Consider the following 26546-nt stretch of genomic DNA (forward strand, 5'->3'; position numbering starts at 1 on the left):
AAAGGATTAAGGATTAGGAATGAGGGCTTGCTGTTCATCGTTTACCCCTAATACTTAATCCTTTCTCCTTTCCCCTTCTCCTTATAATTTCAGTATCGTCACCCCTCCTTCCACAATCACTCCTTTGTCGAAAGTCGCCGCCCGGTTGTAGTAGCGGCTGCCGCCATAACCGCCGGTGAGGAATACGCCGAAGCGGTCGGTCAAGTGGTATTCCAGATTGACACGTGCCTGTAGGGCATAGAGGCGTGCCGGAATACCGTAGTCCTTGTTCTTGAAGGTTTCTATATGTTGGTATCCTAAGTCTCCGCTGATGAACAGCTGTTTGTAGAGCGGAAGTTCAAGGCCGGCACGGTAGAAGAGGGCAGCAGAAAACTTGTCGCCAAAATCCAGATAGTGGGTACCGCCACCGAGGATGGTATAGAAGAGCCGGTTCTTGAAACGGGCACCTACATTCAGCTTGGTGGCATTACCACCGAAAAACATCAGTTGGACTTTTGTTTGGGGATTGGCATTGACTAATCCCAACTGGAAACCATCTAATTTTTCTTTGTAGTAGTTGAACAGGCCTATCTGAAGCCCTTTGGCACATACAGCCATATTGGCAGCGCCTATTTGTAATCCTCGGGCTGTGCCGCCCACCACATTGCCAAGGCCGGAAACCTGGACACCGGTCATATCTCCGGCAGTGATGTTGGCAAGGGCAGACATCTGCATGCCATTCAAGTCTTCACCGACCACACTTAGCAAGCCGGCACCTGAGAAACCTTTGAAATTTCCACCGGAAATATTGGCGAGTCCGGCAAAGTGTATGCCGGAAGCTCCTTCTCCGCTGATATTCAACAAACCGCCTATGGAGGCGCCACGGTTATAGTCGCCACTGATGTTTGCCAGACCGGAAATGATGACGCCTTGCGCATGGTTTCCGGTGATACCTACCAGTCCCGAAACGGATACTCCGGTAAGGTTGTTGCCATTGATGTTGGTAATTCCTGCTATCTGCATGCCTCGCATGCTTCCCCCCACCATATTTGACAGCCCTGCCATCTGTACACCGTTCACATCCCTGCCGGTTGCACTACCAAGAATATTCATGCCGAGGCCATTCAGACGGTTCATGGAGGAGAACACCCCCAGATTGAAACAGGTGCTTCCTACGGTATCAGTCCGCTGTGTGGAGATGTTTTTCCATAAGGAGATATTGATGCCTACCGGGCCATGGTCTGTTCGTGGAGAGCGTTGTTTCCGGAAAGTATTTTCGGAAGATTTCTGAATCGTGTCCGGCTGTATGCTGCCTGGATTATGTTCTTGGGCAAGAGCTGTCCCTGCAAAAAGCAGGGACACAAGGAGGAGTGAAAGGTTTCGTTTCATATTTTTTTCTATATTTCGTCCGGCCAGGGAGCTGGTTGGCGGGTGGCACGTAATAGAGGGCGCTGCGCATCCACAGACCGGAGGTAATTACTTAATTTCCGTGACAACTCTTTGACAACTTCAGGCTTTTCTCGGGCCATATCATGTTTTTCACTGATGTCGGCGGGGATATTGAAAAGTTCCCGTCTACCGTCACCGAAATAATACACCAGCTTCCACTCGCCCGAACGGATGGAGCAAGTGGCTCCGATGCCCGGACCGGAAGGACCCCAGCTATTGGGATAATGCCAGTAGATATCACGGTCTTTCATTTCACCTTTTCCGGTGAGTAGTGGCATAAAACTGATGCCGTCGCGTTGCTGTACGGTTGTATAGTTGTCTACGCCTGCCATCTCAAGGATGGTGGGGAAGAAGTCCTCTATCATCAGGTAATGGTCGCATTGGGTTTGGGGTGCTACGATGCCCGGCCAGCGGACAATCATCGGTTCACGTATGCCTCCTTCGTAGGCGGAGCCTTTACCACTGTTGAGCGGATAGTTCTGGATATGCAATTGCCCGGCGCGGGTATGGGCTGCCAAACCGCCATTGTCGGACATGAAGATGAGGATAGTGTTTTCCGTCAGGTTGTTCTTGTCCAGATAGTCCATGATGTCTCCCAGACTTTTGTCCATACCCTCAATGAGAGTGGCATAGGCGGCTTCTACCGGAGGAAGGCCTTTGTCCAGGTACTTCTGGTAAAAACGCATGTCAGGTTGTATAGGGGTATGGATGGCATAGTGTGCCATATACAGAAAGAATGGCTTGTCAGTCTGCTGTGCATCGTCCAGTGCCTTCATAGCCTCTATGGTAAGGGCTTCACTTAGGAAAGTATCGGTTCCATGATATTTCTCCAGACCGGGTACGGCAGCCAGCGGGCTTTTACCGTCTGTTTGGTTGCCGAAATTCTCCTTGCCATAGTAGCTGGCAGGTGAACCGGCGGCATGTCCGGCTATGTTCACTTCAAACCCCATTTTCAACGGGTCGGCTCCGGGAGTGCCTTCAGCACCGAAGTGGGCTTTTCCGCAATGAATAGTGTGATAGCCATGGTCTTTGAGCACTTCGGCCAGGGAGGTGACTTGTGTGGTCCGTTCCACGCCAGGCTCTTGACAAATGCCGTTAACGTTCCATTCCGGATAAATCATGACCGAGTCGGGTTGTTCATGGGTAGTGTTCTTACGGAGGGTCCAACTGGTGACTCGATGCCTGGCAGCATTCATTCCCGTAAAAAGGCTGACACGTGTAGGTGAACTGATGCTGCATGCATAGGCTTGCGTAAACATTTTGCCTTGTGTGGCCATCCGTTCCATATTGGGAGTATGGTACGTATCGTTGTACTTGGTACGCTGTGTCCAAAAGGGGAGGGACGTGTCTTGCCATCCCATGTCATCCACTAAGAACAGAATGATGTTTGGCTGCTCTTTTGGAGCTGGTACGGCATCCCCAGGCGGCATGCCATACGCTTCTCCCGCCATTCCGCATATCGGAAGCATGGCGGATAATAATAATTCGTTTCTCATTTAGATAATAATTTAGAAAGGGTTAGATAGGTTGTAGTTTAATTGTTTTTTTTTACATTATCCTTTGGCCTCCTGATACAAGAAGCGCTTGATGGATTTCTTCGGCGTTTTTTCAAATTCTTCAGGATAGATTTTCATCTTGAATATCTGGCTGTATGCGGGCAGTTCTGCATTCAGAGCCACACGGTTTTCCTCCATGACGCGTTCGATGTCGTCATTGTTCAACCCATGGGCAAAGGCGTCATCGAAGTCGGGGTAAACCAGACCTACCAGTTTTTCGTTCTGCTGCACGATGATGCTTTCGGCTACATACGGCATATTGTTCAGTTTGTCTTCTATCTCTTCCGGGTATATATTCTGACCGCTCGGACCAAGGAGCATGTTCTTGCTGCGTCCCTTGATGCTTACGTTGCCTTCGGCATCCATCAAGGCAAGGTCTCCGGTGCGCAGCCAGCCGTCTTTGTCGAGTACCTGCACGGTGGCTTCTTCGTTCTTGTAGTAACCCAGCATGACATTGGGACCACGGCAGACAATCTCTCCCGGAATGTTTTCGGGATCGGATGACAGGATTTTCACCTCCATACGCGGTGCGGCCTTTCCGCAAGAACCGGGTTTGAAGCGGGTCCAATCCTCGTAACAGATGATGGGGCCGCATTCCGTCATTCCATAGCCTACCGTATAGGGGAAATCTATCATCTTTAAGAACTGCTCCACTTCCTGGTTGAAGGCAGCTCCTCCTACAATGATTTCTGCAAAGTTACCGCCAAAGGCTTGAATCATTTGTTCGCGTACGGTCGCTTTTATTTTGTCGTTGATGATGGGTACTTTCAGCAACAGCTTCATGGCAGTAGTTTCCAGCTTAGGCAGTACACTCTTCTTTATAATCTTCTCGATAATGAGCGGAACAGCCACAATCAGGTTAGGCTTCACTTCGGTGAAAGCCTGGAAAATGACTTTGGGGCTGGGCATGCGGGTGAGGAAAAAGATGTGGCAACCTACGGCGAATTCATACAGAAACTCGAATGCAAGTCCGTACATGTGTGCCATTGGCAGCATGGAGACAATCTTGTCACCGGCTTTCAGCGGCAATACTTCGAAAGCGAAAGTGGTGTTTGACCAAAGGCTGCGGTAGGGCAGCATCACTCCTTTGGAGTAACTGGTGGTGCCGGATGTATAGTTGATGACCGCCAGTTCGTCGGGCTGGTCCTTGTGATAACTGACATGTTCCTTGCGGAAGTTCTTGGGGAATTTCTTACCGAACATTTCGTTGAGATGTTCGCGGGCATAGTCCAGCTTTTCGCTGCGGGAGACAAGAATGTAGAAGTCTGCCATCATCATGATGCCCTCCAGCAGCGGCATGGCGCTTTCGTTGAGGTTTTCCCACACCTGGTCGCCTACGAAAAGCAGTTTGGCTTCGGAATGGTTCACGATGTTGTGTACGTTGTCTGCCTTGAACTCGTGAAGGATGGGGACGATTACCGCACCGTAGGTCAGTGTTGCGAGGAACGTTACGCCCCAATGGGAACTGTTGCGGCCACAGACGGCAATCTTATCGCCTTTCTTGATGCCGCTTGCCTCAAAAATGATATGCAGCTTTTCTATTTTGCGGGCTACGTCCTTATATTGTAGGGTTGCTCCCTTGTAGTCGGTCAGAGCGTCTAAATCCCAGTTTTCCTTTATGCTATTCTCTATATAGGCGATAAAACTTTGTTCCATGATATTGCACATTTGGTTGAAAATTGTGCAAATATAAGGGTTTATATATAGAAAGCAAACTTTTATAGGGAAAATAGTTTTTATGGCGGCTATTTGTTAAAACTCGATAGTTATACCTAAAGTAGGCAGGATAGTGCCGCTTTCCTGCTTGAGGTGTTTCATTTTATAGTGCTGTTCGGCAACGGGAGCAGACGGATTTTCGATGATGCCCGTACTCATTATCACATCCGGTTGCTTCAGTTTGTTGCCGGTGATATTCTGTATGTCCAGGTAGATTCCTATCATGCAGTGATGGAAGTAGAAGGATTTGTCCACACGCAAGTCTAACTGGGCAAAGTTGGGAAGCCGCCCGGTATTGTAGTACGCATAGTCGTAGTAGGGCTGTCCTTTGGCATCCCATGCTTCTACGAGTGATGATTTGTCTTCATCATAGGGAGTGTAGGGGCTGCCGCCTATATAGCTTAGCTTGCCTCCTATGCTCCAGCGCCGGGGCAGGTTGTATGTACCGCTCATGTTGAGTATGAAACGGTTGTCCCAGGCGGATGGAATGAAGTCTCCATTTGAACGGTTGCGGTATTCGCTGCGGTATAAGGTGAAGGAGGATACGAGATTGAACTTGCCGGATGCCTGCCAGCGGAACATGGTTTCCAGTCCGTAGGCCCTGCCGCTGGCTGTAGGGACGAGTGCTTCGTTGCCGGTGACACCGTAATCGTTTCCTTTGCATGCCAACGGAATGTTGTCTTGGAGGGAAAGTGGCATACGGCTGTAACGCTTGAAGAAACCTTCTGCAGAAACCATGAACCGGTCTTGCAGGTGCCAGTCCAGACCGAGGCTGCTTTCAAAAACCTGCATGTACTTCAGGCCTTTGTTGAGATATTGCCCTTCATTGTCTTTATATCCCAAAGCGGTGTAGGGAGGCAATTGGTGGTAGAGACCGGTACTTCCGCTCAGGTCCATTGTTCCGAGAGTTTGTAGGATGCAGAGAGGCGTGGGGAGAACTGTTTCCATAGCTGCCGCATCTTTCGGTTGTAAGTGTTGCCGTCCATACGGATACCGGCAGAAAGGGCCAGACGCTTGTCGGCGGTGGTATAGTCGGAAGAGAAGAAAGCCCCCCAGCCGAAGATGTTGAGTGAGGTTTCGTAGATGGAAAGCATACCCGAATGACTGCCGTATAGTCTTTGCCGGCTATGGTTTGTATAGATGGAGTTGTTCAGTTCTGCTCCTTCTTTTAGGGTCCATGCTCCCAAGCGCGTCTGGTTTTCAAAACGCAGGGTGGTCTTTTGTTCTGTGGAGCGTAGGCGCAGGGTCAGGTTGTCTTCGGAAGAGTCATCGTTGTTGCGGTATTTCAGATTGCTGTTGTTCAGGTAGTTATGGCTCAGTATAAGGGACTGCACGTGCCTTCCATTGTAGTGTCTGTAAGAGGCTCCGAGAGTGAATGTTTCCTGATGGATAGTGGGGAGATAGCTGAGCAGATATTCGGCATCTTCTCCTTTCTCATCGGTATTCAGTTTCATCTTGTCAATGCCTACGAGACCAAGCAGGGTCAGCTCGCTGTGCTCGTTGAAACGGGTTCTTGTCTTGAATTGTCCGTCAATGAAGTTGGGCAGGAAGGGCAGTCCCAAAGCTTTGAACAAAAGTTGCAGGTAGGACTGGCGTGCAGAGAACAGATAAGTGGTGCGTTGTCCCAGGTGTCCTGCTCCGCTGAGCGAGACTTCCGATGCGCCGATGGTGGCTTTGAACGCCTGCTTGTCCGGATTGCCGTCCTTGAGGCGGAAGTCGAGGACGGAACTCAAGGCTCCGGAGCGGTTGGCGGGGAAGGCGCCCGTATAAAATGTAATCTCGCGTATCAGGTCGGCGTTGACAATGCTTACCGGTCCTCCGGATGCACCCTGAGTGGCAAAGTGGTTGATGTTGGGAATTTCGATGCCATCCATATAAAAACGGTTTTCGGAAGGAGAACCGCCCCGGACAATCAAGTCGTTTCGATAGCCGATGGGAGAGAAAGATACACCGGGATAGGAGCGTACGATGCGCGAGGCATCCCGGTTGGCTCCGGGACTTTTCTCTATTTCCTGCAGGCCGATGATACGCATGCTGACCGGGCTTTCGATACTTCGCCGGAAGGGGGAAGGCACCACCACTACTGTGTTCAGCAGATTGGCATCCTCTTCCATCTCTATCTCAATGAACGGAGTTGAGGCTGAAACGATATATTCGGGGGTGGAAACAGTCTGGTATCCTATGCAGGATGCCTCAAGGCTATAAATGCCCGGAGGCACCTGTTCTATTTTGAATGTGCCGAGTGAATCGGTGGAAGCCCCTTTCCCGGGGATGCCGGCAACGAAAACGTTGGCGTAGGCCACGGGTTGTCTGGACTGTCTGTCGATGACTTTGCCGCGAACGGAATAGGTCACGGGAGCCATCATGGCATTCACGGTTGCTGATGCCTGATAAAAGTATCAGCAATATAAACAATACAGCTCCCACCTTGTACCGTATGGCATTCATGGCTAATCAGACGTCACTAATTACTTTCCCAAGTACCATCGGTACATGCGTTGCACACCTTCCTCGATGTCAATCTTATGATGCCACCCCAATGCATGCAGCTTGCCGGGATCGGTCAGTTTGCGCATGGTTCCGTCGGGTTTGGAAGTGTCGAAGGTCAGCCTGCCTTGATAGCCTACGGTGTCGACAATCAGCTCTGCCAACCGGCGGATAGTGATTTCCTTGCCCGTACCGATATTGATGTGGCAGTTGCGGATGTCCTTGTCGCCCGGCTTGAAGGTATCTTTGAAGTCGACGTGTTCCATGACGAAGACACTGGCGTCTGCCATCTCCTCGCTCCAGAGGAATTCGCGCAGGGGAGTGCCGGTACCCCATAATTTCACTTCTTCTTCGCTGATACCGTATTTCCGGAGGATGTCCAGGATGTCCTCCTTGTTGCTGTCTCCGTTGATGCCTTCCACCGGACGCAGGTTCATGTCATGGCGCACGGCATCCCAGTCGCCTTGTTTCAGGCAGTGGGCAAGGTATATCTTGCGTATCATGGCGGGGAGCACGTGGCTGCGTTCCAGGTCGAAGTTGTCGTTGGGACCGTAAAGGTTGGTGGGCATCACGGCAATGTAGTTCGTACCGTATTGCAGATTGAAGCTTTCGCACATTTTCAGTCCGGCTATTTTGGCGATGGCGTATGGCTCGTTGGTGTATTCCAGCGGAGAAGTGAGGAGTGCGTCTTCCTTCATCGGCTGTTCGGCATCACGGGGATAGATGCAGGTACTGCCCAGGAAGAGAAGTTTTTTCACTCCGTGGCGGAAGCTTTCGCCGATGACGTTCTGCTGTATCTGCAGGTTCTTGTAGATGAAATCGGCACGGTAGATACTGTTGGCCATAATGCCACCCACAAAGGCGGCGGCAAGGAATACATATTCAGGCTGCTCCTCGTCAAAGAAGCGGCGTACGGCAACTCCGTCGAGCAAGTCGAGTTCTGCGTGGGTCTTGCCGATGAGATGGGTGTATCCTTTCTCCTGAAGGTTTTTCCAGATGGCAGAACCTACCAGTCCTCGGTGGCCTGCTACATATATTTTGGCATTTTTGTCTAACATTGTTGTCTGAAAGTTTAATTGTTCATTCAAAGCTCTTTGCTTCTTAAATACAGTTTCTTCACAAATTTCATGTCGTGCTCTGCCATGATGCGTACCAACTCTTCAAAACTAGTCTGCCTTGGATTCCATCCCAGCAGTGTTTTTGCTTTGGTGGGGTCGCCCAGCAATTGTTCCACTTCGGCTGGCCGGAAATATTTGGGGTCGACTTCCACGAGGACTTTTCCGGTCTGTGTGTCGATACCCTTCTCATCCACTCCCTGGCCCTCCCAGCGCAGGGTGATGCCTACCTCCCGGAATGCCAGTGTGGCAAATTCGCGTACGGTATGCATTTCTCCGGTGGCAATGACGAAGTCTTCGGGGGTGTCGTGCTGCAGGATGAGCCACATGCACTCGATGTAGTCTTTGGCATATCCCCAGTCGCGCCGTGCATCCAGATTGCCCAGATAGAGCTTGTCCTGGAAGCCCTGGACGATGCGGGCAGCCGCCAGTGTGATTTTTCTTGTTACGAAAGTCTCACCTCGGCGTTCGCTTTCGTGGTTGAAGAGTATGCCGTTTACGGCAAACATGCCGTAGCTCTCGCGGTAGTTCTTTGTAATCCAAAAGCCATACTGTTTGGCTACGCCATAGGGACTGCGGGGATAGAACGGGGTGGTCTCGCTTTGCGGCACTTCCTGCACTTTGCCGAAGAGCTCGGAAGTGGAGGCCTGGTAGATGCGTGTCTTCTTTTCCATACCGAGGATGCGTACGGCTTCGAGCATGCGCAGGGTGCCTACGGCATCGGTTTCAGCTGTATATTCGGGCACGTCGAAGGATACCTTCACATGGCTTTGGGCGGCAAGGTTGTATATTTCGTCCGGCTGTACGGTTTGGATGATGCGGATAAGCGAACTTGAGTCCGTCATGTCTCCATAATGCAGGTTAATGGTACGTTTCTGTTTCATGTCGCGTACCCATTCATCGAAGTAGAGGTGTTCAATGCGACCAGTGTTGAAGGAGGAAGAGCGACGCAGGATGCCGTGTACTTCATATCCTTTCTGCAGGAGGAATTCGGCAAGGAACGAGCCGTCCTGCCCGGTAATGCCGGAGATAAGGGCTTTCTTCATAATGTATGTTTTTTGTTATTATGTATTTTCAGACTGCAATATTCGTTATTTTCCACGAGATGGCAAAATATAAACTATTTCTTTCCCATCACTTTGTCGATAATCAGCGCGATTGCCCCGTCGCCCGTAACATTGCAGGCAGTGCCGAAGCTGTCCATCGCTATGTATAGCGCAATCATCAGTGCTTGCGCCGCCTCGTCGAAGCCCAGCATGGATTGCAGGATGCCCAGTGATGCCATGATGGCGCCTCCCGGTACCCCAGGAGCAGCCACCATCGTGATGCCCAGCATGAAGATGAAGCCTGCAAATAGAGGGAAGTCATGGGGCATACCTTGCATTATCATCAGTGCCAGGGCGCATGCCACAATCTTCAGCGTGCTGCCCGACAGATGGATGGTGGCGCAAAGCGGGATGACGAATCCGGCGATGTCGGCAGAGACACCGTTCTTCCGGGTCTGCTCCAACGTTACGGGGATAGTGGCGGCACTGGATTGCGTGCCCAGAGCCGTGAAGTAGGCAGGCATCATCCGTCCCAGTAGTTTGAGGGGGTTCTTGCGGACAAACAGTGCCGCAATGCTGTATTGGAATACCAGGAGGAAGACGTGCAGCAGGAAGATTACGCCGATAATCTTGATAAAGACCATCAGGATGCCGAATACTTGTCCACTGTGCGTCATGTTGAGGAAAATACCGAAAATATAGATGGGAAGCAGCGGCAATATCACTGCACTGATCATGCGGATAATAACCTCTTGAAAATCGCGTGCCGCGTTTTTCAGCACCTCGCTTTTCAGATGAGCCAGGCCCAGCCCCAGTGTGAAGGCAAGTACGAGTGCGGTCATTACGTTCATCAATGGTGGGATGCTCACGGAAAAATAGGGAAGAATACCTTGAGACTCACTGACTTCTTCCAGCGGTACCCCGGTTTCTATGAGGGAAGGAAATACCGACATACCGGTGAAGTAGGAGAGAAAGCCGGAGAATAGGGTAGCCCCGTAAGCAATGAGCGCCGTGACGACCAGCATCCGTCCGGCTCCTTTGCCGATGTCGGCAATGGCAATCGTGACCAGTCCCACAATGATGAGGGGGATGGAGAAGCTCAGGAATTCACTGAAAACGGCATTGAACGTTACGAACAGCCGTATCAGCGAAGCCGGTAGGAAATTTCCGAAAAGTATACCTAAGGTTATGGCAATGATGATGCGTGGCAATAGTCCGATGTGGAAGTTCTTCATGAGCATTGGTTTTCTGTCTGGTTGAAAAATAGGTTTTCGCTGACAAAAGTACTATTTTATTTTCGTAATTCATACGAACAAATGCTATTAGCATTTTGTTTCCATATAAAGACAAAATTTACATGAATATGAAGAATTTAAATAAAACAGACATTGGACTTATCGGTCTGGCTGTGATGGGCGAGAATTTGGCTCTCAATATGGCAGATAAGGGATGGAACGTATCGGTGTATAATCGTACGGTTCCGGGAGTGGAAGAAGGGGTGGTGGAACGTTTTGTGAACGGCCGCGCCAAAGGGAAAAAAATTGAAGGCTATACAGACATAGCCGAATTTGTAACTTCCATTGCCACACCTCGCAAAATAATGATGATGGTTCGTGCCGGCAGTGCGGTGGATGAGCTGATGGAACAGCTGTTTCCCCATTTGTCCGAAGGGGATATCCTGATTGACGGTGGCAACTCCAATTATGAGGACACCAACCGGCGTGTGGCATTGGCCGAAAAGAAAGGCTTCCGTTTTGTGGGAGCCGGAGTTTCCGGTGGAGAGGAAGGAGCGCTGAACGGCGCGTCTATCATGCCCGGAGGCTCTGAAAGCGCCTGGCCTGAGGTGAAGCCTATCCTGCAGAGCATTGCGGCAAAAGCATCTGACGGTACCCCGTGCTGCCAGTGGATTGGTCCTGCCGGTTCCGGTCATTTCGTCAAGATGATACATAACGGTATCGAATATGGAGATATGCAGCTCATTGCCGAAGCCTATTGGGTAATGAAGAATCTGTTGGGTCTGGACAATGAACAGATGGCGGAAATCTTTGCTGATTGGAATGAGGGCAAGTTGCGTAGCTATCTCATTGAAATTACCGCCAACATACTGCGTCATAAGGACAAATCGGGAGGTTACCTGATAGACAGGATATTGGATGCTGCCGGACAGAAAGGTACGGGCAAGTGGTCTGTCATCAATGCGATGGAGCTGGGCATGCCGCTGGGGCTGATTGCTACGGCGGTGTTCGAACGTAGTTTGTCGGCACAGAAGGCTTGCGCGAAACGGCTTCCAAGCAATTTGTATGCCGACGCTCGCAGGCGGTGTACAACAAGTCGGAGCTGGTGAAGGATATCTATTCCGCACTCTATGCTTCCAAATTAGTGTCATATGCTCAGGGATTCGCCGTGTTGCAGCGTGCATCCGATGCCTTTGCCTGGAACCTCGATTTGGCATCCATCGCCCGCATGTGGCGGGGCGGCTGCATCATCCGTAGTATTTTCCTGAACGACATAGCTACGGCTTTCGAGGCTAAAGACAAGCCCAAACATCTGCTGTTGGCACCTTATTTCAAAAATGAAATGCAGCTGTTGCTTTCCGGCTGGAAACATCTGGTGGCACAATCCATGAAAGAGGAACTTCCGGTGCCTGCATTCTCGTCCGCCTTGAATTATTTCTATTCGCTGGTGTCTGCCAAGCTGCCTGCCAATATGATTCAGGCGCAACGTGACTACTTTGGTGCGCATACCTTTGAAAGGACAGACGAGTTGCGTGGACAGTTTTTCCATGAAAATTGGACGGGACACGGAGGGGATACAAAATCGGGTACGTACAATGTGTGAGAAAGGAGAGAAGATGATGAAGAAATTAGTGATTGTCATATTCGGCGCTTCGGGCGATTTGACGAAGCGCAAACTGATGCCGGCGCTCTACACCTTATATAGTGGCGGGCGGTTGCCGGAAGGATTCTCCATTCTGGGGATAGGACGCACCGGGTATACGGATGCCCGTTACCAAGAATATATAATGAGTGAACTGGGTAAGTTCGTAGCTTCCAAAGAGCAGGTGGAAGATAAAATGAAGGATTTTTGCAGCCATCTGCATTACCAGACATTGGATCCCGCCGAAGTTGAAGGCTATCATCTGCTGGACGGACGTTTGCAAGAGTTTACCGGTGAGAAGAAACCGGACAACCTGCTGTTCTATCTGGCTACTCCACCTTCCTTGTACGGTGTCATTCCCTTGCACTTGAAGGCGGTCGGTCTGAACCGCCCTGATACGCGTATCATCGTTGAAAAGCCGTTCGGTTACGATTTGGAGTCAGCCAGAAAGCTGAATAGCATTTATGCTTCCGTTTTCAAGGAGCATCAGATTTACCGCATCGACCATTTTCTGGGTAAGGAAACGGCGCAGAACATTCTCGCCTTCCGTTTTGCCAACGGAATCTTCGAACCGCTATGGAACCGTAATTATATAGACTATGTGGAGATTACAGCCGTAGAGAATCTGGGTATCGAAGGGCGTGGCGGATTCTATGAAGGTGCCGGGGCCCTGCGCGATATGGTACAGAACCACCTCATACAGCTTGTGGCACTCACTGCATTGGAACCGCCTGCCGTTTTCAATGCCGATAATTTCCGCAACGAGGTGGTGAAGGTCTATGAGTCATTGGCTCCCTTGACAGAGGAGGATTTGGAGGAACACATTGTTCGCGGACAATATACGGCTTCGGGCTCGAAAGCCGGGTATAGGGAAGAGAAGAACGTGGCACCTGATTCGCGTACCGAAACGTATATTGCCATGAAAATCGGTATCAACAACTGGCGGTGGAAGGGTGTTCCTTTCTATATCCGTACCGGCAAGCAGATGCCGACCAAGGTGACTGAGATTGTTGTGCATTTCCGTGAGACGCCCCATCAGATGTTCCGTTGCGAGGGTGGACATTGTCCCCGTGCGAATAAGCTGATTCTCCGCTTGCAACCCAATGAAGGCATTGTGCTGAAATTCGGCATGAAGACTCCCGGACCGGGATTTGACGTGAAGCAGGTGATGATGGACTTCAGTTATGACCAGTTGGGCGGGTTGCCTACCGGCGATGCCTATGCCCGTCTGATAGAGGACTGCATACAAGGTGACCCTACACTCTTTACCCGCAGCGACGCGGTAGAGGCTTCATGGCGCTTTTTCAATCCCGTGTTGCGCTATTGGAAAGAGCATCCGGATGCTCCTTTGTATGGGTATCCCGTAGGTACGTGGGGACCTTTGGAAAGTGAAGCGATGATGCGCGAACATGGTGCTGAGTGGACCAATCCGTGTAAGAATTTGACTAATACAGATGAATATTGCGAGTTATGAAAAGTTATGTTTATCATTCGGCTACAGCTACGGCACATGCGTTGATTGAGCATTTGATTGCGATGATGGAGCGTGAGCCGGAAAAGACCTTTTATTTTGCATTCAGCGGGGGAAGTACTCCTTCGCTGATGTTTGACATTTGGGCCAACGAGTACAAGGAGGTGACTCCTTGGATGCGGATGCGGATTTATTGGGTGGATGAGCGGTGTGTGCCGGCAGAGGATTATGAGAGCAATTATGGTACCATGCGCCGTTTGCTGTTGGATGAAGTGGGCATGCCCGATGAATACGTTTACCCTATTTATGGAGTGAACCGCCCGGAGGTTGAAGCCAAGAACTATTCGACGCTGGTTTGCCGCACGGTTCCGCTTTTTGGGGGCTTCCCGGCCTTCGATGTCGTTTTGCTCGGTGCCGGAGACGACGGGCATACCTCCTCTATCTTTCCGGGGCAGGAACATCTGCTTTCTTCCTTTCATCCTTATGAGGTGAGTGTCAATCCCTATAATGGGCAGAGACGCATAGCCATGACCGGCTGCCTTTTGTTTGCTGCGAAGAATCTTATTTTCTTTGTTACCGGCAAGAATAAGGCGGATGTGGTCCGCGATATTCTTGATTCCGGGGATACCGGTCCGGCAGCTTATGTGGCCCACCATGCCGAGCGTGTGGAATTGTTCCTCGATGCTCAGGCCAATGGCGGGGAAAATGTCTACTTAGATGTGCCGCTCTCCAGAATGCTTACGATGGAGAATAATGTAAAGCAGATGCCTCCCAAACCAGCCAGTACACGTGCAGGTACAAAATAGGCATTGTGCAGGCTTGCCATCTCAAACAGAAAGGCGGAGAGAAACAGACAGGTTAGGGCCGTGAAGACCGGAATCAGCGGGATGCGGTTGGCCAGCTTGAAAGTGTTCCGCCAGATGGCGGCAAGCAGGATGACTTTGCTGGAAATGCTGTAGCATACCAGTCCCAGGCCTATCATAATATATCCTGTGGAGGAGAGTGCCGGATTGCTGTTGGTCAAGACCAGAAGTCCCCAGAGAATGCTGATGCTGCCCATTATCAAAACAAGGGCCGGCCACCGTTTCCGTTCAGCCTTTGTATAGTTGTTGCGTATCTGGCGGACGATGGTTGCAACCAGCGCCACCAGGCTGGAACAGATACAAGCAAGTCCTGCCATGACATGGCCTGCTACATAATATGCATTGTGCTCGCTGCTTTTTGACAATAGCCAGAAGGCCCATATCCATGCCATTACTGCCATAAGGGTGGCAACTGCTATCAGGATATATCCCTGGGAAGAATTGAATGCATCGGCAGGTTGTAGCTGGTCGGTACGTTCCGAGTTGGCGGGAATGAGGGTGAAGCGGGTGGAGGCTGTGGCTGTGGTAGCTACACAAGCTGTGATGAAACCGACTCCGCAAATCACGTGTCCTGCTACGAAATTGCTTGCCGTGGCAGCTTCGTGCATATAATTCCAACCATAGATTACTGTGAGTACGGCTGCCAGGTAACCGATAACCGGAAGTGCATATCGGGCTACCGGATTGTAGGTATGAATAATTTGTCTAATGATTGTTGCCGCTGTGGCGAACAAGGCAATGCAAATCATCCCTAAGGAAAATACTACCGGACCGGCCACAAATTTTGCCGAGTCCAGTCCTTCGTGGAGCACAAAGGCTCCGTAGCCGAAACAGAAAAGGGCCATCAACAAGGGTATGGCCCTGAAAAGAATACTGATACCGTAATTCATAACTGTTGTTTTTAGAGTTTCCCCTTCAAACAGCGTTTCTGCGGCTTTGTTCCTCCTTTTAAGATTTATTTGTGATGAGAAGTGCTTGTCTGTCCGTATTTAGGGAGCCAGCCTCTCCTTTTTCCAGCTGCCATCCGCTTGTTGGGAATAGAGGAAACGGTCGTGTAGCCTGCTTTCCCGTCCTTGCCAGAATTCAAAACGGAAAGGGGTGACGGCAAAACCTCCCCAGTTGTCGGGACGTTTGATACTTTGCCCTACCCATGTTGCCGCTTCGCGGACGAACGCGCGCATTATTTCCATACGGCTGCCGATGACGTGACTTTGGGGTGAAATCCTCGCCCCGATTTTACTTTTGTAAGGCCTGCTTGCAAAATAGGCGTCAGAATCGGCAGGAGCGCATCTTTCAGCTTTTCCTTCAATGTGTATTTGCCTTTCCAGTTTGTGCCATACGAAAGATAAGGATATATACGGATTTGCAGTCAGCTGCCGGCCTTTTCTGCTTTCGTAGTTGGTGAAGAAAATGAACCGGCCATTTTCCACCCCTTTCAGCAACACTGTGCGTGTAGAGGGATGTCCGTCTGTCGAGACTGTAGCTACTGTCATGGCGGTGGGCTCGTACTCATCACTATGGATAGCATCGTTCAGCCAATGGTCGAATTGCTCAAAGGGATTGTCGTTGAGGTTACCCGGCGTCAGCTGCCTTTCTTATATTCTCTTCTGATGTCAAAGAGTTTTGATTTCATTATCGTGTGGTTTTATCAGGAATGATATATTGTTTTTCTATGTAACAGTCTGAGAGGGCTGAATGTTTTTGTTTTTCTGCGGAAAGAAAAATATGGAAGAAGGAAATGGCTGTGTTGATACTTAAAAAATGGGGGTATGTCAAAATTCACCACAGATTACACGGATTAACACAGAATGAGCTTAATCGACAGATAATCAAAGATGCTTATCTGTGCAAATCTGTGTAATCTGTGGTGAATACCAGTTTCGACACACCCTCGGATATTGGAGATTACCTTATGAAGACAAGTGGAAAGTGGACACTGGCATGTCTGCTATTGTAATTTAAACATTACGGGAACTGTGAATTTACAACGGACCGGTTTGCCTCGTTGCTCACCGGGTTTCCATTTGGGCATGGTGGAAATCACACGGATAGCTTCTTTGTCCAGATAGGGATCTACGCCTCTTACTACTTTTACATCTACGATGCTGCCGTCTTTGTTGACAACAAATTGTACTATTACGCGCCCCTGGGTTCCGGTCTCTTGTGCAATAGTCGGGTATTTTATACTCTTACCCAGATATTGTATCAGACTCATGCCATTATAAGAAAACTCGGGATTCTTCTCTACAACTTCAAAAATCTCATCCTCTACCGGAATCTCTTCATCTACGGTTGGAGATATGGGTTTGATGATTACAGCTTCACCGATTTCTTCGGAAGAGGCAATGGTTGTTTCTTTCACATTGTCATTATCATCCACAATTGTCAATACTTCGGCAATTGCAGGAGCTTGAGGGGGTGGTGGAGCTACTAATTCGGGTTGCTCCGTGATAGGAATTTCAATTTCCTGCTCAAATACGTTCTCGGTAATAGCACCGCTCATGTCAATCCTAACATCACGCTTCGACCATTCAAATGCAACGAACATGAAGACCAGCACAATTACATAACCTACAAGTAGCCAACTTGACTTCTTGTTTTCCAGGCTTGCTTTGGATGTTTTCTTGATTTCCATAATTTACAAGATTATTACCGTATAATGGTTGTCGCGAAACTAACATTATACAGATGTGATTAGTAAAATCATAAAACATGCGTGCCCACTTGTTTCTGTATTAAAGATAAGAAAATGAATGTTATGTTGGTGTTTGATATGTAGTTATATATAATTTTTTAAATTTGCTTTGATAATTTTTCTGCTTGTGGATTAAATAGTGTTGATATGTAAAAAGCACTTCCAACGTTCGCTTACGGAGGAAGTGCTTCACACAAAAACTAAACTAGACTTAACTAAACTATTCTATTGGGGGAGTTTCACAACTCCTATCTGTTCGGTGCAAAGATAAAAAAACATATTTTAATATGCAAAAGGATTCTATAATAAATCGACGTTTTTTCCGATTTTATCGACGGATTGGTCGATTTTTTTAGCTTCTTTGGTCTAAAAATTCTTGAAAAGCTTGTTTATAGCTGTCACTTATCGGGATGTAATTCTTTCCGAACACGATGCGGCCACGGTCTATAATACGTATTTTATCCTTCTGAACAATGTAGGAACGGTGGACGCGCATGAAACGCGAAGCAGGCAGAAGTTCCTCCATTGCCTTCATGCTCATGAGAGACAAGATAGGCTTGGGAGAATCCTCCTCGTAGATTTTGAGATAGTCTTTCAGCCCCTCTATGTACAGAATTTTACTCAGTTCGATTTGCACCAGCTTATACTCGCTCTTTACGAAGATGCTCTGAATCTCTTCCTTGGGCTGTTGCAGCAATTCGAACCATTGCACAGCCTTGTTGGCAGCCTGCAGAAAGTCGACGTAGGAGATGGGTTTCAGCAGGTAGTCCAGCGCATTGACTTTGTAGCCGTCTATGGCATACTGGTCGAAGGCGGTGGTAAAGACAATGCGGGTGCTGGAATCGACCATCTTCGAAAATTCCAGTCCGTTCAGTTCGGGCATCTGGATGTCTAGGAAAAGCAGGTCGATGTGCTTCTCGGGCAACTCCTTGATGGCTTGCACGGCACTGGAGTATTTACCGACCAACTCCAGAAACGGGGTCTTGTTGACGTAGCTTTCCAGCAACCCCAGGGCGAGGGGCTCGTCGTCTACAATGGCGCACTTCAGATTCATATCTTTATAATTAAAATAGATTTATACTCTTTCATGTCCTCACTCACTCCTTGCTGCCAGTCGTAATGGCCGGGATAGGTCAGCTCCAGACGCTTGCGCACTTGTTCCAGCCCGATGCCGCTTCCACTCTTGTCTGCCACGCTTTTGGGATGATAGCTGTTGGTTATTTCGCAACGTATCTCTCCGGGGCTTTCACTGAAGTGGATACGGATAAAGCTGGGCTCGGTGGGGGAGATGCCATGCTTGAAGGCATTCTCTATGAGGGAAATAAAGATGAGCGGAGCTATTTCAGTACGGCTGTCCGGTCGGACGTCTATCTTTGTTTCCACACGGACGTTGGCGGAGAGGCGGATGCGCATTAGTTCGATGTAGTTGCGGATGAAGTCCATCTCCTTGTCCAGGGTGACGAAGTTCTGCTGATTGTCATACAGCACATGGCGCAGCAGCCGGCTCAGTTCCTGCACGGCAGTTTGTGCTTTGTCGGCATCGAAGGCGATGAGGGCGTAGATGTTGTTCAGCGTATTGAGCAGGAAGTGCGGGTTGAGCTGGTTACGCAGGTTCTTCAACTCGGCTTCCGTGCGGCTTTTCTCGGCTTCCCGGCGGGCGGCGTCCATCTGCGTCCAGCGGCGGCTTAGCTTGATGGCAGCGCTAAGGCCGGCAGTGAGAATCATGGTCGAGACGTCGCGCAAGATGAATATCCATTTGGGAGGACCCATGTGCTGACCGTCATCATCGCTGCGCAGATGGTTCTGGAATGTGTATTCTTGCCAAAGGTGGGCGCCGGTGGTAATGCAGATGATGAGCAGTGTGTTCAGCAGGAGATATTGCCGGATGCGTCCCTCGAACAAGTAGCGGGGAATGAGGAGGCAGTAGTTGATGTAGAATACAAGGAAGAACGAGAGGGTGCTGCTGCTACCGTGGCGCAGATAGTCCGCGAGGCTGATGTTGAAACCGCTGCGTGTCATCATCAGAAAGGGGAAGCCGATGACGATACCCCAGACAATGATGTGTATCAGGGTTTCGATGCCGCGGCGGCGTGGGTTAGGGAGCTGTTGTTTCATCATGATACAAAGATACGGATTTTAATGGATATTGGAAATATCCGCTGCCTGCGAAGCAAATCTCTGTTCGCAGGTTGCGGATAAGCGTTTCCAGGTTGCGGATATGTATCCCAAGCTTGCGGATGTCTATCCCAAAGCTTGGGATAGAGATTATCCTTAATTCGGCATAACTTTTCTCTTTATTGGCAGAAAGTTTTTTCTTAATACTTAGAAAGTTTTTCTTTAATACTTAGGATGTGTTTTGATAACTTCTGGCAAGAGGGAGATAGGTTATTCGTAGCGTATGGCTTCTATCGGGTCGAGGTCCGCAGCTTTCTTGGCAGGATACCAACCGAAGAACACTCCGGTGACGGTACATACGGCGAAGGAGAGGAATACGCTCCACGGCTGGATGAAGATGGGCCAGTGGGCAACGCTTTTCACTATCCAGCTGGCTCCGCATCCGATGATGACGCCGATGATGCCTCCGGTGATGCTGATAAGGATGGCTTCGATGAGGAACTGGCTCAAGATGTCGACACCGCGGGCACCTACACTCATGCGCAGACCGATTTCGCGCGTGCGCTCCGTCACCGATACGTACATGATGTTCATAATGCCGATGCCGCCCACTACGAGCGAGATGCCGGCGATGCAGGCAAGCAGCGTGGTCATCAGGTCGGTGGTGGAGTTCAGCATGGTGCTGAGTTCCTGCTGGCTGCGGATGGTGAAGTCGTCGTCGTCACTCTCCTTCAGCTTGTGGTTACGGCGCAGTATCTCGGTGATTTCGTCGGTGGCATTGTCCGTCATGTCCTCGGTGAGGGCGGAGGCGAAGATGCCGCTAAGGTAGGTCTGTGCCAGCAGGCGTTTCATCACGGTGCTGTAAGGGGCAAGCACTACGTCGTCCTGGTCCATGCCCATGGAGTTGTAGCCTTTGGACTTCAGCACGCCCACCACGCGGAAGGGCACTTGGTTGAAGCGGATAATGCGCCCCACGGGGTCCTCTCCACCGGGGAAGAGGTTGTCTTGGATGGTCTTTCCGATGACGCACACCTTGGCGGAGGTCTGTATGTCGGCTTCGGTAAACATCTCGCCGTTCTCCACGCTGAGCTGCCGGATTTCGAGATAGTCCGTACCCACGCCGCTCACGGAGGAGGGGTAGTTGTTGTTGCCCGCGATGAGTTGTCCGCTGGAAGATACGTTGGGGCTGACGGCAGCCAGAAAGTTGGTTTCGTTTCGCAGGGCTTCGTAGTCGGTCAGCTTCAAGGTCTGCATGGCGCTGGGGTCTTGGCGGACACCGCCGCGCATGTCGGCACCGGGGTGAATCATAATCATGTTGGAGCCCATCTCGGAGATTTGCGCCTGGATGCTTTTCTTCGAACCTTGTCCGATGGCAAGCATCGTGATGACGGATGCCACGCCGATGATGATGCCCAGCATGGTGAGGAATGCGCGCAGCTTGTTGTTGTTCAAGGCTCGCAAGGCTATTTTGAAAAGGTTTGTTCCGTTCATATCGTTTTAATGGAAAGTTTAAAATTAATCCCTAATCCTTAATCCCTTATCCCTCATTCCTCCTCCTGCTTAGGCAATGCTGCCAGGGCTTCGGCTGCATTCTGGATTTGGGTGTTGATGGTGTCGTCCTTGATTTGCCCGTCGCGCAGCACGATGTTGCGGCTGCTGTACTGGGCTATTTCGGGGTTGTGGGTGACGAAGATAATGGTGCGTCCTTCGGCATGCAGCTTTTGGAACAGTACCAGAATCTCGAAAGAGGTGCGGGTGTCCAGGTTACCCGTAGCTTCGTCTGCCAGGATAACGGCGGGATTGTTCACCAGGCGCGGGCGATGGCTACGCGTTGCATCTGACCGCCGGACATCTGATTGGACTTATGTTCCAGTCGGTCGCCCAGCCCCACGGCTTGCAGGGCTTCGATGGCACGTCTCCGCCTTTCGGAAGCCGAGACGGAGGAGTTGTACATCAGCGGTAGCTCCACATTCTCCACGGCAGTGGTTTTGGGCAGCAGGTTGTAGCTCTGGAATACGAAGCCGATTTTACGGTTGCGCAGTACGGCGCGTTGAGGCTTGCTCATGGTGCGTACGGAGATGCCGTCCAACAGGTATTCGCCGCTGGTGGGCGTGTCCAGGCAGCCGAGGGTATTCAGCAAAGTAGACTTTCCGGAGCCCGATGTACCCATGATGGTGACAAACTCGCCTTCGCGGATGGTGAACGAGACGCCTCGCAGGGCATGCACGGTTTCGTCCCCCACCTGGAAGTTGCGTTTGATATTTTGAAGTTCAATGACTGCTTTACTCATAATTATTTTTCTTATTTTGTTAGTTGGGTTTCACCACAGCTTGCACAAATTTTATTTTATAACTGATACTATCTCAATTCTCCTCCTCCGGGGAGGAGGAGTACCCGAAGGGGGAGGTGGTAGCGATACACAGAAGATTTATTCTCTGTCATACATAGTTTTATGTTCTCTACCACCCCGCCCTTCGGGCACCCCTCCTCCCAGGAGGAGGGGAATTTGAGTTACTTCCCTGGAAAGTATCTGTGTTGTTGTGCCTCTGTTTTCTCCTCGAAACATTAAATTATTATTTTTTCTTCTTACTCCCCGGAGGCCGGGCATGAACGGACTCTTCTCACCGCCGGGAGCTTCCTGGCTCATGTCCGGAGCGCCGCTGCCGGGCATGCTGCCGATGGTGGCTTCGGTCACCACTACGGTACCCTCGCTAATGCCGCTGATAATTTCCGTGTTGACTCCGTTGGAGATACCTATCTTCACCGGATGGGCGGTAAAGGTGTTGCCTTCGCGGGTCCAGAGTTTATGTTCCCCTTCGCAATCCTTCACGATATCATTGTCGCCGATAAGCGGTTTTTCGGGGTTGAAACGCAGGGCACGGGCGGGAGCGCACAGCACGTCTTTGCGGTCGAGGGTGAAGATGGTGACGTTGGCTGTCAGGCGTGGTTTCAGTTTCAGGTCCGGGTTGTGGGCGGAGATGACTACTTCGTAGGTCACAACCGTGCTGGTACCGGTGCTCGACGTGCTGCTTGAGCTGGCATCTCCCAGACGAATTTGCGTGACTACCCCTTCGAACACGTCATTCGGGTAGGCGTCTACGGTAAACGTGGCGCGCTGTCCCTCTTCCACACCGCCTATGTCTGCTTCGTCCACGTCGGCCACAACCTGCATCTGCGTCAGGTCGGCAGCGATGGTGAACAGTGTCGGTGTCTCGAAGCCGGAAGCCACGGTCTGTCCCTCTTCCACGTCGCGGCTGATGACCACACCGTCGATGGGCGAGGTGATGGTGGCGTAGGAGAGGTTGCGTTCAGCCTTTGCCAGTGATGCCTGGCTGCTTTCGTAGTTGCTGCGGGCCTTCTCGTAGTTATAGACGGATTGCTCATAGTCCGTGACGGCAATGAGTTGCTTTTCGTTCAGCGTCTTGTTGCGTTCGTAGAGTTTCTTCTGGTACTCGTATTCGGCCTTTGCACCATTGTAGGCGGCGCGTTGCGAGGCAAGTTCGCTTTGCAGGGTCACGCGGTCCATCTCGGCAATGAGCTGGCCTTTGGTTACTACGGAATTGTAGTCTACATGAATCTTGTCAATGATACCGCTCACCTGGGTACCCACTTCCACTTCCGTCACCGGTTCGATGGTTCCCGTGGCGGTTACGGATTCGGAAATCTCGCCTTTATGGATGGTTGCTGTGGCGTAGGTCACCTTGTGCTTGGCCTTGGCACCACCGAAGAGCCATACGCCGCCGCCCACTATGACTACGGCAGCTACGGCAATGAGGATGATTCTTTTTTTGTTCATATATATATAAGGTATTATAATTCGATTTTTTCTCCTTGATAGAATTTCAGCAGTTGCATGTTCAGTATCGCCATGTATTTGGCTTGCAGTGTCTCCTGCTGTGCGCTGAGCAGATTGTTTTTCTCAGTCAGCAGTTCTACGGTATTCTTCATGCCCAGGTTGAACTGCTCCTGAATCAGTTCATAGCTGGTCTGCGTACTTTTCAGTTTCTCCGTGGCGGCGGCGTAGCGCTGCTGGGCGCTGTTGGCATCGAGCCAGAGGGTTTCGATGGTTTTGTACAGCGTTTTCTGGTCGTCCAGCAGGTCCAGTTCGCTGGTCTGCTTCTGAATCTTGGCTTTCTCTACGGCACTCTTGGTCTGCCGGTTGCTGAAGATGGGCACGCTTACGGTGAAGCCCAGCGAGTTGTTCCAGTTCTGCTTGACTTGCTCGCTGAAGGTGAAGTCGCTGCCGTTGGCATGGCTGGTTCCGATGCCGGCGCTGAGGCTCAGTGTGGCAGATAGCCGGCGCGGGCTATTTTGATGTCGAGGTCGGATGTCTGTATATTCAGTTTGCCGGCTTCTATTTCCGGACGGAGCACGAGGGCGGAGCGGTAAACGTCCGTCTTGGTGGGCAGGGGTGCCAGTACGTTTTCCGTGCCGAGGGCGGGGATGTAGAGGTTCATCTCGGATTCGCCGTCCAGTTCCAGGAGTTGTTTCAGTTGCAGTTTGTAGTCTTGCAGGGTGGCTTGTGCGGTCACCAGTTGGTACTTGTCGGTGCTTACCTGCGCTTCCAGTTGTGCCAGGTCGCTCTTGGCGATACTTCCTGCTTCGAGCAGCTGGCGGGCACGTTCGCATTCGGCCCGGCTCACTTCCAGGGTCGATTCGTTCACTTTCACGGCTTCGGCGGCGTAGAGTATCTGCACGTAGGTCTGTGCGATGCTTTCTTCGATGCTGTTCTCGCTCTGTGCTACGCTAAGTTCGGCAATGCGGTTGTTCAGCTGTTGCTGCTTGATGGTGTTAAGGCGCTTCCCGCCGTTGTAGAGGGTCCAGTTGGCGTCGATGCCGTAGCTGCCGTTGTACGAAGTCTTGCTCTGGCTGCTGGTGATGTTGTCGCCGTCGATGATGGTGTTTGTCTCGCTCTTCGGGCGATTCACGACACGCTGGCCCACACTGGCCGAAAGGCTGGGGAAGAGGGCGGCCCGGGCGGTTTTTACATCTACCTGGGCACTTTCCGCGCTGAGGCGGTTCTTGCGGATGGTGATGTTCTGTTGCAGGGCATAGTCGATGCAGGCCTGGAGGTCCCATTGGGCAGGCAGGCTGTCGGCAGGCTGTCCGTAGCTGCCGGACATCTGCGCGGGAGCATTGCTTTGGGCGGATGCCCCCATGCAGCTGGTCAGGCATAGCGTTATCACTGTCAATCTTCTTACGTTCATCATATCTTCATTGTTCTATGGTTTTTCTGTCTGCAAATGTAGCGGGTAGGATGAAGTGTGGCAAATGGGATAGATGTTGGCTGTGTTTTCCTCGCCCAAAATCTTTTTTGTACCGATGAATGGGGAAGGGGAAAAGCACTTGCCGCACTTTGCAACGGTAGAACCCCTAAAATGCAGCATTATGGAAATAGTGAAAGGATTGCCCTACGGTGTAGCCCGCTTCGAACAACTGAGGAACGAGAATTCTTATTATGTGGATAAGACTAGAAGCCGTGGTACAACAACTATTGTTTTGCCGAAGAGTGTCTGAACCAGTCGCGTATGTTCAACTGTGATATGGTTTACTATTATCTTCGCAGCTGGGTTCTTTACAACCGTTCTCCCAAGGAGATGGTCGATAAGAACATTCGCACGGATTACAAAAAGCTGAAGATGTTGGCTGACATAGACCGTGGAAACCAGCGGGAGAACCGTATGAGCGTGATAGAGGAGATAGCCGCTACGGGCTACATCCACATGAAACTGAAAACTTACTTTCCCGCCGAGTATGTGACAGAAGATGACAATTTCCGGAGTTTGCTCTATTATTACGGACTGCTTACGATGAGCAGCAGCCTGGGGCCTTGGCTGAAGATGGTCATTCCGAATAATTGTGTGAAAGAGCAGTATTGGGCTTTTATGCGCGATTACTTCGACCGTACTTCCAAAGTGGATAGCGTCTCCTTGCAAAACGAGCTGTTTGCCCTTTCTTTCGATGGTAATTGGCAGCCGTTTATTAGTCTTGTTGCCACCGCTTACAAAGAAAATTCCTCCGTGCGCGACAGTATTTTAGGCGAGCACAACCTGCAAGGCTTTTTCAAAGCATATCTTGCCATGAACAGCCTTTACCTTGTGGAGCCTGAGATAGAGCTTAGCTATGGCTACAGCGACTTCCTGCTCCTGCCCGACAAGATGCGTTACCCGGAGATTCCCCATAGCTACATCCTTGAGCTGAAATACGTGAAGCCAACCGCCACGGACGAAGAATTAGCTGCCAAGAGCCGTGAGGCTGACGAACAGTTGCGCAAGTACAGCACCGATAAAATTGTGAAGCGGCTTTGTGCCGGCACCCGGTTGCATCTGGTGAAACTCGTGTTCCGTGGAGCGGAATTGGAAGTGTGTGAAGAGGCCGACATCTGACCGATATGAAAAAAATAAGAACCCGTTGGTGGAATCAACCGCTTTCATATCCCCTTCTTAGAGGTATGCACAGGCTTCATTTTATTCTGTTTGCCGGTTTTCTGCCTGCCTGCTTCCTGTTTTCCCCCTATCTGCTCCGTGTATATATAGACGGACCAAATAGGGAGCAAATAGGGAGCAGGTAGGGAGCGGATAGGGAGAAGGTGGGAATCAGTCATAACAGTACTAAGTATCTGTTGAAATTTAGTTTATATCGTAATAGTATCTTCATTCCCCTCCTCCCCGGAGGAGGAGAACTAAGTTACTCCGTATTTTTCGCAAATCATTTCTATTCTACTATAAACTAATTTTCGTCATTTACTTATTGCCCCTGATGTAAGAATACACTTGCAACTTTTCTTCCTTTTTGTTTGTTTAGTATATAAAAGAAGTTTATATTTGTAATCATTATAAATTTATCAGTATGCGGCAAACAGTGATAAATATCTGGCACTTCTACCAGGACGGCTTCCGGAGCATGACGTTGGGGCGCACCTTGTGGCTCATCATCCTCGTGAAGCTTTTCATCATGTTCTTCATTCTCCGTCTCTTCTTCTTCCCCCGGTTTCTCGATTCGCCCGCAGTGGGCGATGACAAGGAAGACTACGTCAGCAGTGAGCTTGTCCGGCGAAGCCTGGGAGGCTGAAGACGGGGGGGGGGAACACAGAGCCACAGAGTTTTCGAACAGATTCCCCCATAACTCAATAACTCATAACTCAATAACTCATAACTCAATAACTCATAACTTATAA

16 protein-coding genes and 6 pseudogenes are annotated in these 26546 nt (G+C 50.4%); 6 read left to right on the forward strand and 16 right to left on the reverse strand.

Going from position 1 to position 26546, the window contains the following annotated elements; all coding sequences use genetic code 11:
- Positions 1-81: 81 nt before the first annotated feature.
- The 7 genes and pseudogenes from JCM16496_RS05850 to JCM16496_RS05880 all read right to left on the reverse strand — a co-directional run bounded on the left by JCM16496_RS05850 (position 82) and on the right by JCM16496_RS05880 (position 10583).
- Entirely contained in the window at positions 82-1368 is a 1287-nt protein-coding gene (locus JCM16496_RS05850) for an LA_2272 family surface repeat-containing protein (protein ID WP_025832972.1), read from the reverse strand.
- Positions 1369-1376: 8 nt separating this feature from the next.
- A complete protein-coding gene (locus tag JCM16496_RS05855) occupies positions 1377-2924 on the reverse strand; it encodes a sulfatase (protein ID WP_025832973.1) in 1548 nt (515 codons plus the stop codon).
- Positions 2925-2981: 57 nt separating this feature from the next.
- Complete coding sequence (locus tag JCM16496_RS05860; protein ID WP_025832974.1) at positions 2982-4640, reverse strand: long-chain fatty acid--CoA ligase; 1659 nt, start codon at positions 4638-4640, stop codon at positions 2982-2984.
- 96 nt (positions 4641-4736) lie between these two features.
- A pseudogene (locus tag JCM16496_RS05865) lies at positions 4737-7148 on the reverse strand (TonB-dependent receptor).
- A gap of 20 nt (positions 7149-7168) precedes the next feature.
- The gene (locus JCM16496_RS05870; protein ID WP_025832975.1) at positions 7169-8245 is read right to left on the reverse strand and encodes a GDP-L-fucose synthase family protein; all 1077 of its coding nucleotides are present in this window, start codon (positions 8243-8245) and stop codon (positions 7169-7171) included.
- A gap of 26 nt (positions 8246-8271) precedes the next feature.
- On the reverse strand, positions 8272-9348 hold the full coding sequence (gene gmd, locus JCM16496_RS05875) for a GDP-mannose 4,6-dehydratase (RefSeq protein WP_025832976.1): 1077 nt from the start codon (positions 9346-9348) through the stop codon (positions 8272-8274).
- Between the two features lie 74 nt (positions 9349-9422).
- Positions 9423-10583 (reverse strand): dicarboxylate/amino acid:cation symporter, encoded by a 1161-nt coding sequence (locus JCM16496_RS05880; RefSeq protein ID WP_025832978.1) that lies wholly within the window; start codon positions 10581-10583, stop codon positions 9423-9425.
- A gap of 128 nt (positions 10584-10711) precedes the next feature.
- On the opposite strand from JCM16496_RS05880, the pseudogene gnd reads away from it, so the two are divergent.
- From gnd to pgl, 3 genes and pseudogenes are all read left to right on the forward strand, one after another.
- Positions 10712-12186: pseudogene (gene gnd, locus JCM16496_RS05885) on the forward strand (decarboxylating NADP(+)-dependent phosphogluconate dehydrogenase).
- A gap of 16 nt (positions 12187-12202) precedes the next feature.
- Positions 12203-13699: a glucose-6-phosphate dehydrogenase gene (gene zwf, locus JCM16496_RS05890; RefSeq protein WP_025832980.1), complete on the forward strand. Its 1497-nt coding sequence runs from the start codon at positions 12203-12205 to the stop codon at positions 13697-13699.
- Complete coding sequence (pgl, locus tag JCM16496_RS05895; RefSeq protein WP_025832981.1) at positions 13696-14502, forward strand: 6-phosphogluconolactonase; 807 nt, start codon at positions 13696-13698, stop codon at positions 14500-14502. Before zwf ends, pgl begins: the two co-directional genes overlap by 4 nt.
- Here the strand turns inward: pgl and JCM16496_RS05900 are convergent.
- The 9 genes and pseudogenes from JCM16496_RS05900 to JCM16496_RS05940 all read right to left on the reverse strand — a co-directional run bounded on the left by JCM16496_RS05900 (position 14406) and on the right by JCM16496_RS05940 (position 24579).
- Positions 14406-15449 carry a DUF2776 family protein gene (locus JCM16496_RS05900; protein ID WP_025832983.1) on the reverse strand — a complete coding sequence of 348 codons (1044 nt, stop codon included), beginning with the start codon at positions 15447-15449 and terminating at the stop codon, positions 14406-14408. The genes pgl and JCM16496_RS05900 overlap by 97 nt on opposite strands.
- Positions 15450-15548: 99 nt before the next feature.
- Positions 15549-16192: pseudogene (pdxH, locus tag JCM16496_RS05905) on the reverse strand (pyridoxamine 5'-phosphate oxidase).
- Positions 16193-16507: 315 nt separating this feature from the next.
- A complete protein-coding gene (locus JCM16496_RS05910; RefSeq protein WP_025833004.1) occupies positions 16508-17194 on the reverse strand; it encodes an energy transducer TonB in 687 nt (228 codons plus the stop codon).
- 412 nt (positions 17195-17606) lie between these two features.
- Positions 17607-18308 (reverse strand): LytR/AlgR family response regulator transcription factor, encoded by a 702-nt coding sequence (locus JCM16496_RS05915; protein ID WP_025833006.1) that lies wholly within the window; start codon positions 18306-18308, stop codon positions 17607-17609.
- Positions 18305-19372: a sensor histidine kinase gene (locus tag JCM16496_RS05920; protein WP_128809467.1), complete on the reverse strand. Its 1068-nt coding sequence runs from the start codon at positions 19370-19372 to the stop codon at positions 18305-18307. The genes JCM16496_RS05915 and JCM16496_RS05920 overlap by 4 nt, the downstream gene beginning before the upstream one ends.
- 267 nt (positions 19373-19639) lie before the next feature.
- Entirely contained in the window at positions 19640-20860 is a 1221-nt protein-coding gene (locus JCM16496_RS05925; RefSeq protein WP_005836280.1) for an ABC transporter permease, read from the reverse strand.
- A 53-nt stretch (positions 20861-20913) separates the two neighbouring features.
- Positions 20914-21659 (reverse strand): annotated as a pseudogene (locus tag JCM16496_RS05930) (ABC transporter ATP-binding protein).
- Between the two features lie 283 nt (positions 21660-21942).
- A pseudogene (locus JCM16496_RS05935) lies at positions 21943-23165 on the reverse strand (efflux RND transporter periplasmic adaptor subunit).
- Between the two features lie 14 nt (positions 23166-23179).
- Positions 23180-24579, reverse strand: a pseudogene (locus tag JCM16496_RS05940) (TolC family protein).
- Between the two features lie 178 nt (positions 24580-24757).
- On the opposite strand from JCM16496_RS05940, the gene JCM16496_RS24580 reads away from it, so the two are divergent.
- From JCM16496_RS24580 to JCM16496_RS21465, 3 genes are all read left to right on the forward strand, one after another.
- Positions 24758-24886, forward strand: a complete 129-nt coding sequence (locus JCM16496_RS24580) for a hypothetical protein (protein ID WP_262482759.1) — start codon at positions 24758-24760, stop codon at positions 24884-24886.
- An 11-nt stretch (positions 24887-24897) separates the two neighbouring features.
- Positions 24898-25755, forward strand: coding sequence for a PD-(D/E)XK nuclease domain-containing protein (locus tag JCM16496_RS05945; protein WP_128809468.1), 858 nt, complete (start codon positions 24898-24900; stop codon positions 25753-25755).
- Between the two features lie 463 nt (positions 25756-26218).
- Entirely contained in the window at positions 26219-26440 is a 222-nt protein-coding gene (locus tag JCM16496_RS21465) for a DUF4492 domain-containing protein (RefSeq protein ID WP_128809469.1), read from the forward strand.
- Positions 26441-26546 lie beyond the last annotated feature (106 nt).

Origin of the sequence: Bacteroides rodentium JCM 16496 (assembly GCF_000614125.1) — a bacterium.
Taxonomy (GTDB): domain Bacteria; phylum Bacteroidota; class Bacteroidia; order Bacteroidales; family Bacteroidaceae; genus Bacteroides; species Bacteroides rodentium.

Excerpts from the sequence above, each read along its gene's own strand:
- JCM16496_RS05855 (WP_025832973.1), bottom strand. The coding sequence starts at position 2,924 with ATGAGAAACGAATTATTATTATCCGCCATGCTTCCGATATGCGGAATG.
- JCM16496_RS05850 (WP_025832972.1), bottom strand. The coding sequence starts at position 1,368 with ATGAAACGAAACCTTTCACTCCTCCTTGTGTCCCTGCTTTTTGCAGGG.
- JCM16496_RS24580 (WP_262482759.1), top strand. The coding sequence starts at position 24,758 with ATGGAAATAGTGAAAGGATTGCCCTACGGTGTAGCCCGCTTCGAACAA.
- JCM16496_RS21465 (WP_128809469.1), top strand. The coding sequence starts at position 26,219 with ATGCGGCAAACAGTGATAAATATCTGGCACTTCTACCAGGACGGCTTC.
- JCM16496_RS05910 (WP_025833004.1), bottom strand. The coding sequence starts at position 17,194 with ATGGAAATCAAGAAAACATCCAAAGCAAGCCTGGAAAACAAGAAGTCA.
- JCM16496_RS05860 (WP_025832974.1), bottom strand. The coding sequence starts at position 4,640 with ATGGAACAAAGTTTTATCGCCTATATAGAGAATAGCATAAAGGAAAAC.
- JCM16496_RS05870 (WP_025832975.1), bottom strand. The coding sequence starts at position 8,245 with ATGTTAGACAAAAATGCCAAAATATATGTAGCAGGCCACCGAGGACTG.
- JCM16496_RS05880 (WP_025832978.1), bottom strand. The coding sequence starts at position 10,583 with ATGAAGAACTTCCACATCGGACTATTGCCACGCATCATCATTGCCATA.
- pgl (WP_025832981.1), top strand. The coding sequence starts at position 13,696 with ATGAAAAGTTATGTTTATCATTCGGCTACAGCTACGGCACATGCGTTG.
- gmd (WP_025832976.1), bottom strand. The coding sequence starts at position 9,348 with ATGAAGAAAGCCCTTATCTCCGGCATTACCGGGCAGGACGGCTCGTTC.
- JCM16496_RS05925 (WP_005836280.1), bottom strand. The coding sequence starts at position 20,860 with ATGAACGGAACAAACCTTTTCAAAATAGCCTTGCGAGCCTTGAACAAC.
- JCM16496_RS05915 (WP_025833006.1), bottom strand. The coding sequence starts at position 18,308 with ATGAATCTGAAGTGCGCCATTGTAGACGACGAGCCCCTCGCCCTGGGG.
- JCM16496_RS05945 (WP_128809468.1), top strand. The coding sequence starts at position 24,898 with ATGTTCAACTGTGATATGGTTTACTATTATCTTCGCAGCTGGGTTCTT.
- JCM16496_RS05900 (WP_025832983.1), bottom strand. The coding sequence starts at position 15,449 with ATGAATTACGGTATCAGTATTCTTTTCAGGGCCATACCCTTGTTGATG.
- JCM16496_RS05920 (WP_128809467.1), bottom strand. The coding sequence starts at position 19,372 with ATGATGAAACAACAGCTCCCTAACCCACGCCGCCGCGGCATCGAAACC.
- zwf (WP_025832980.1), top strand. The coding sequence starts at position 12,203 with ATGAAGAAATTAGTGATTGTCATATTCGGCGCTTCGGGCGATTTGACG.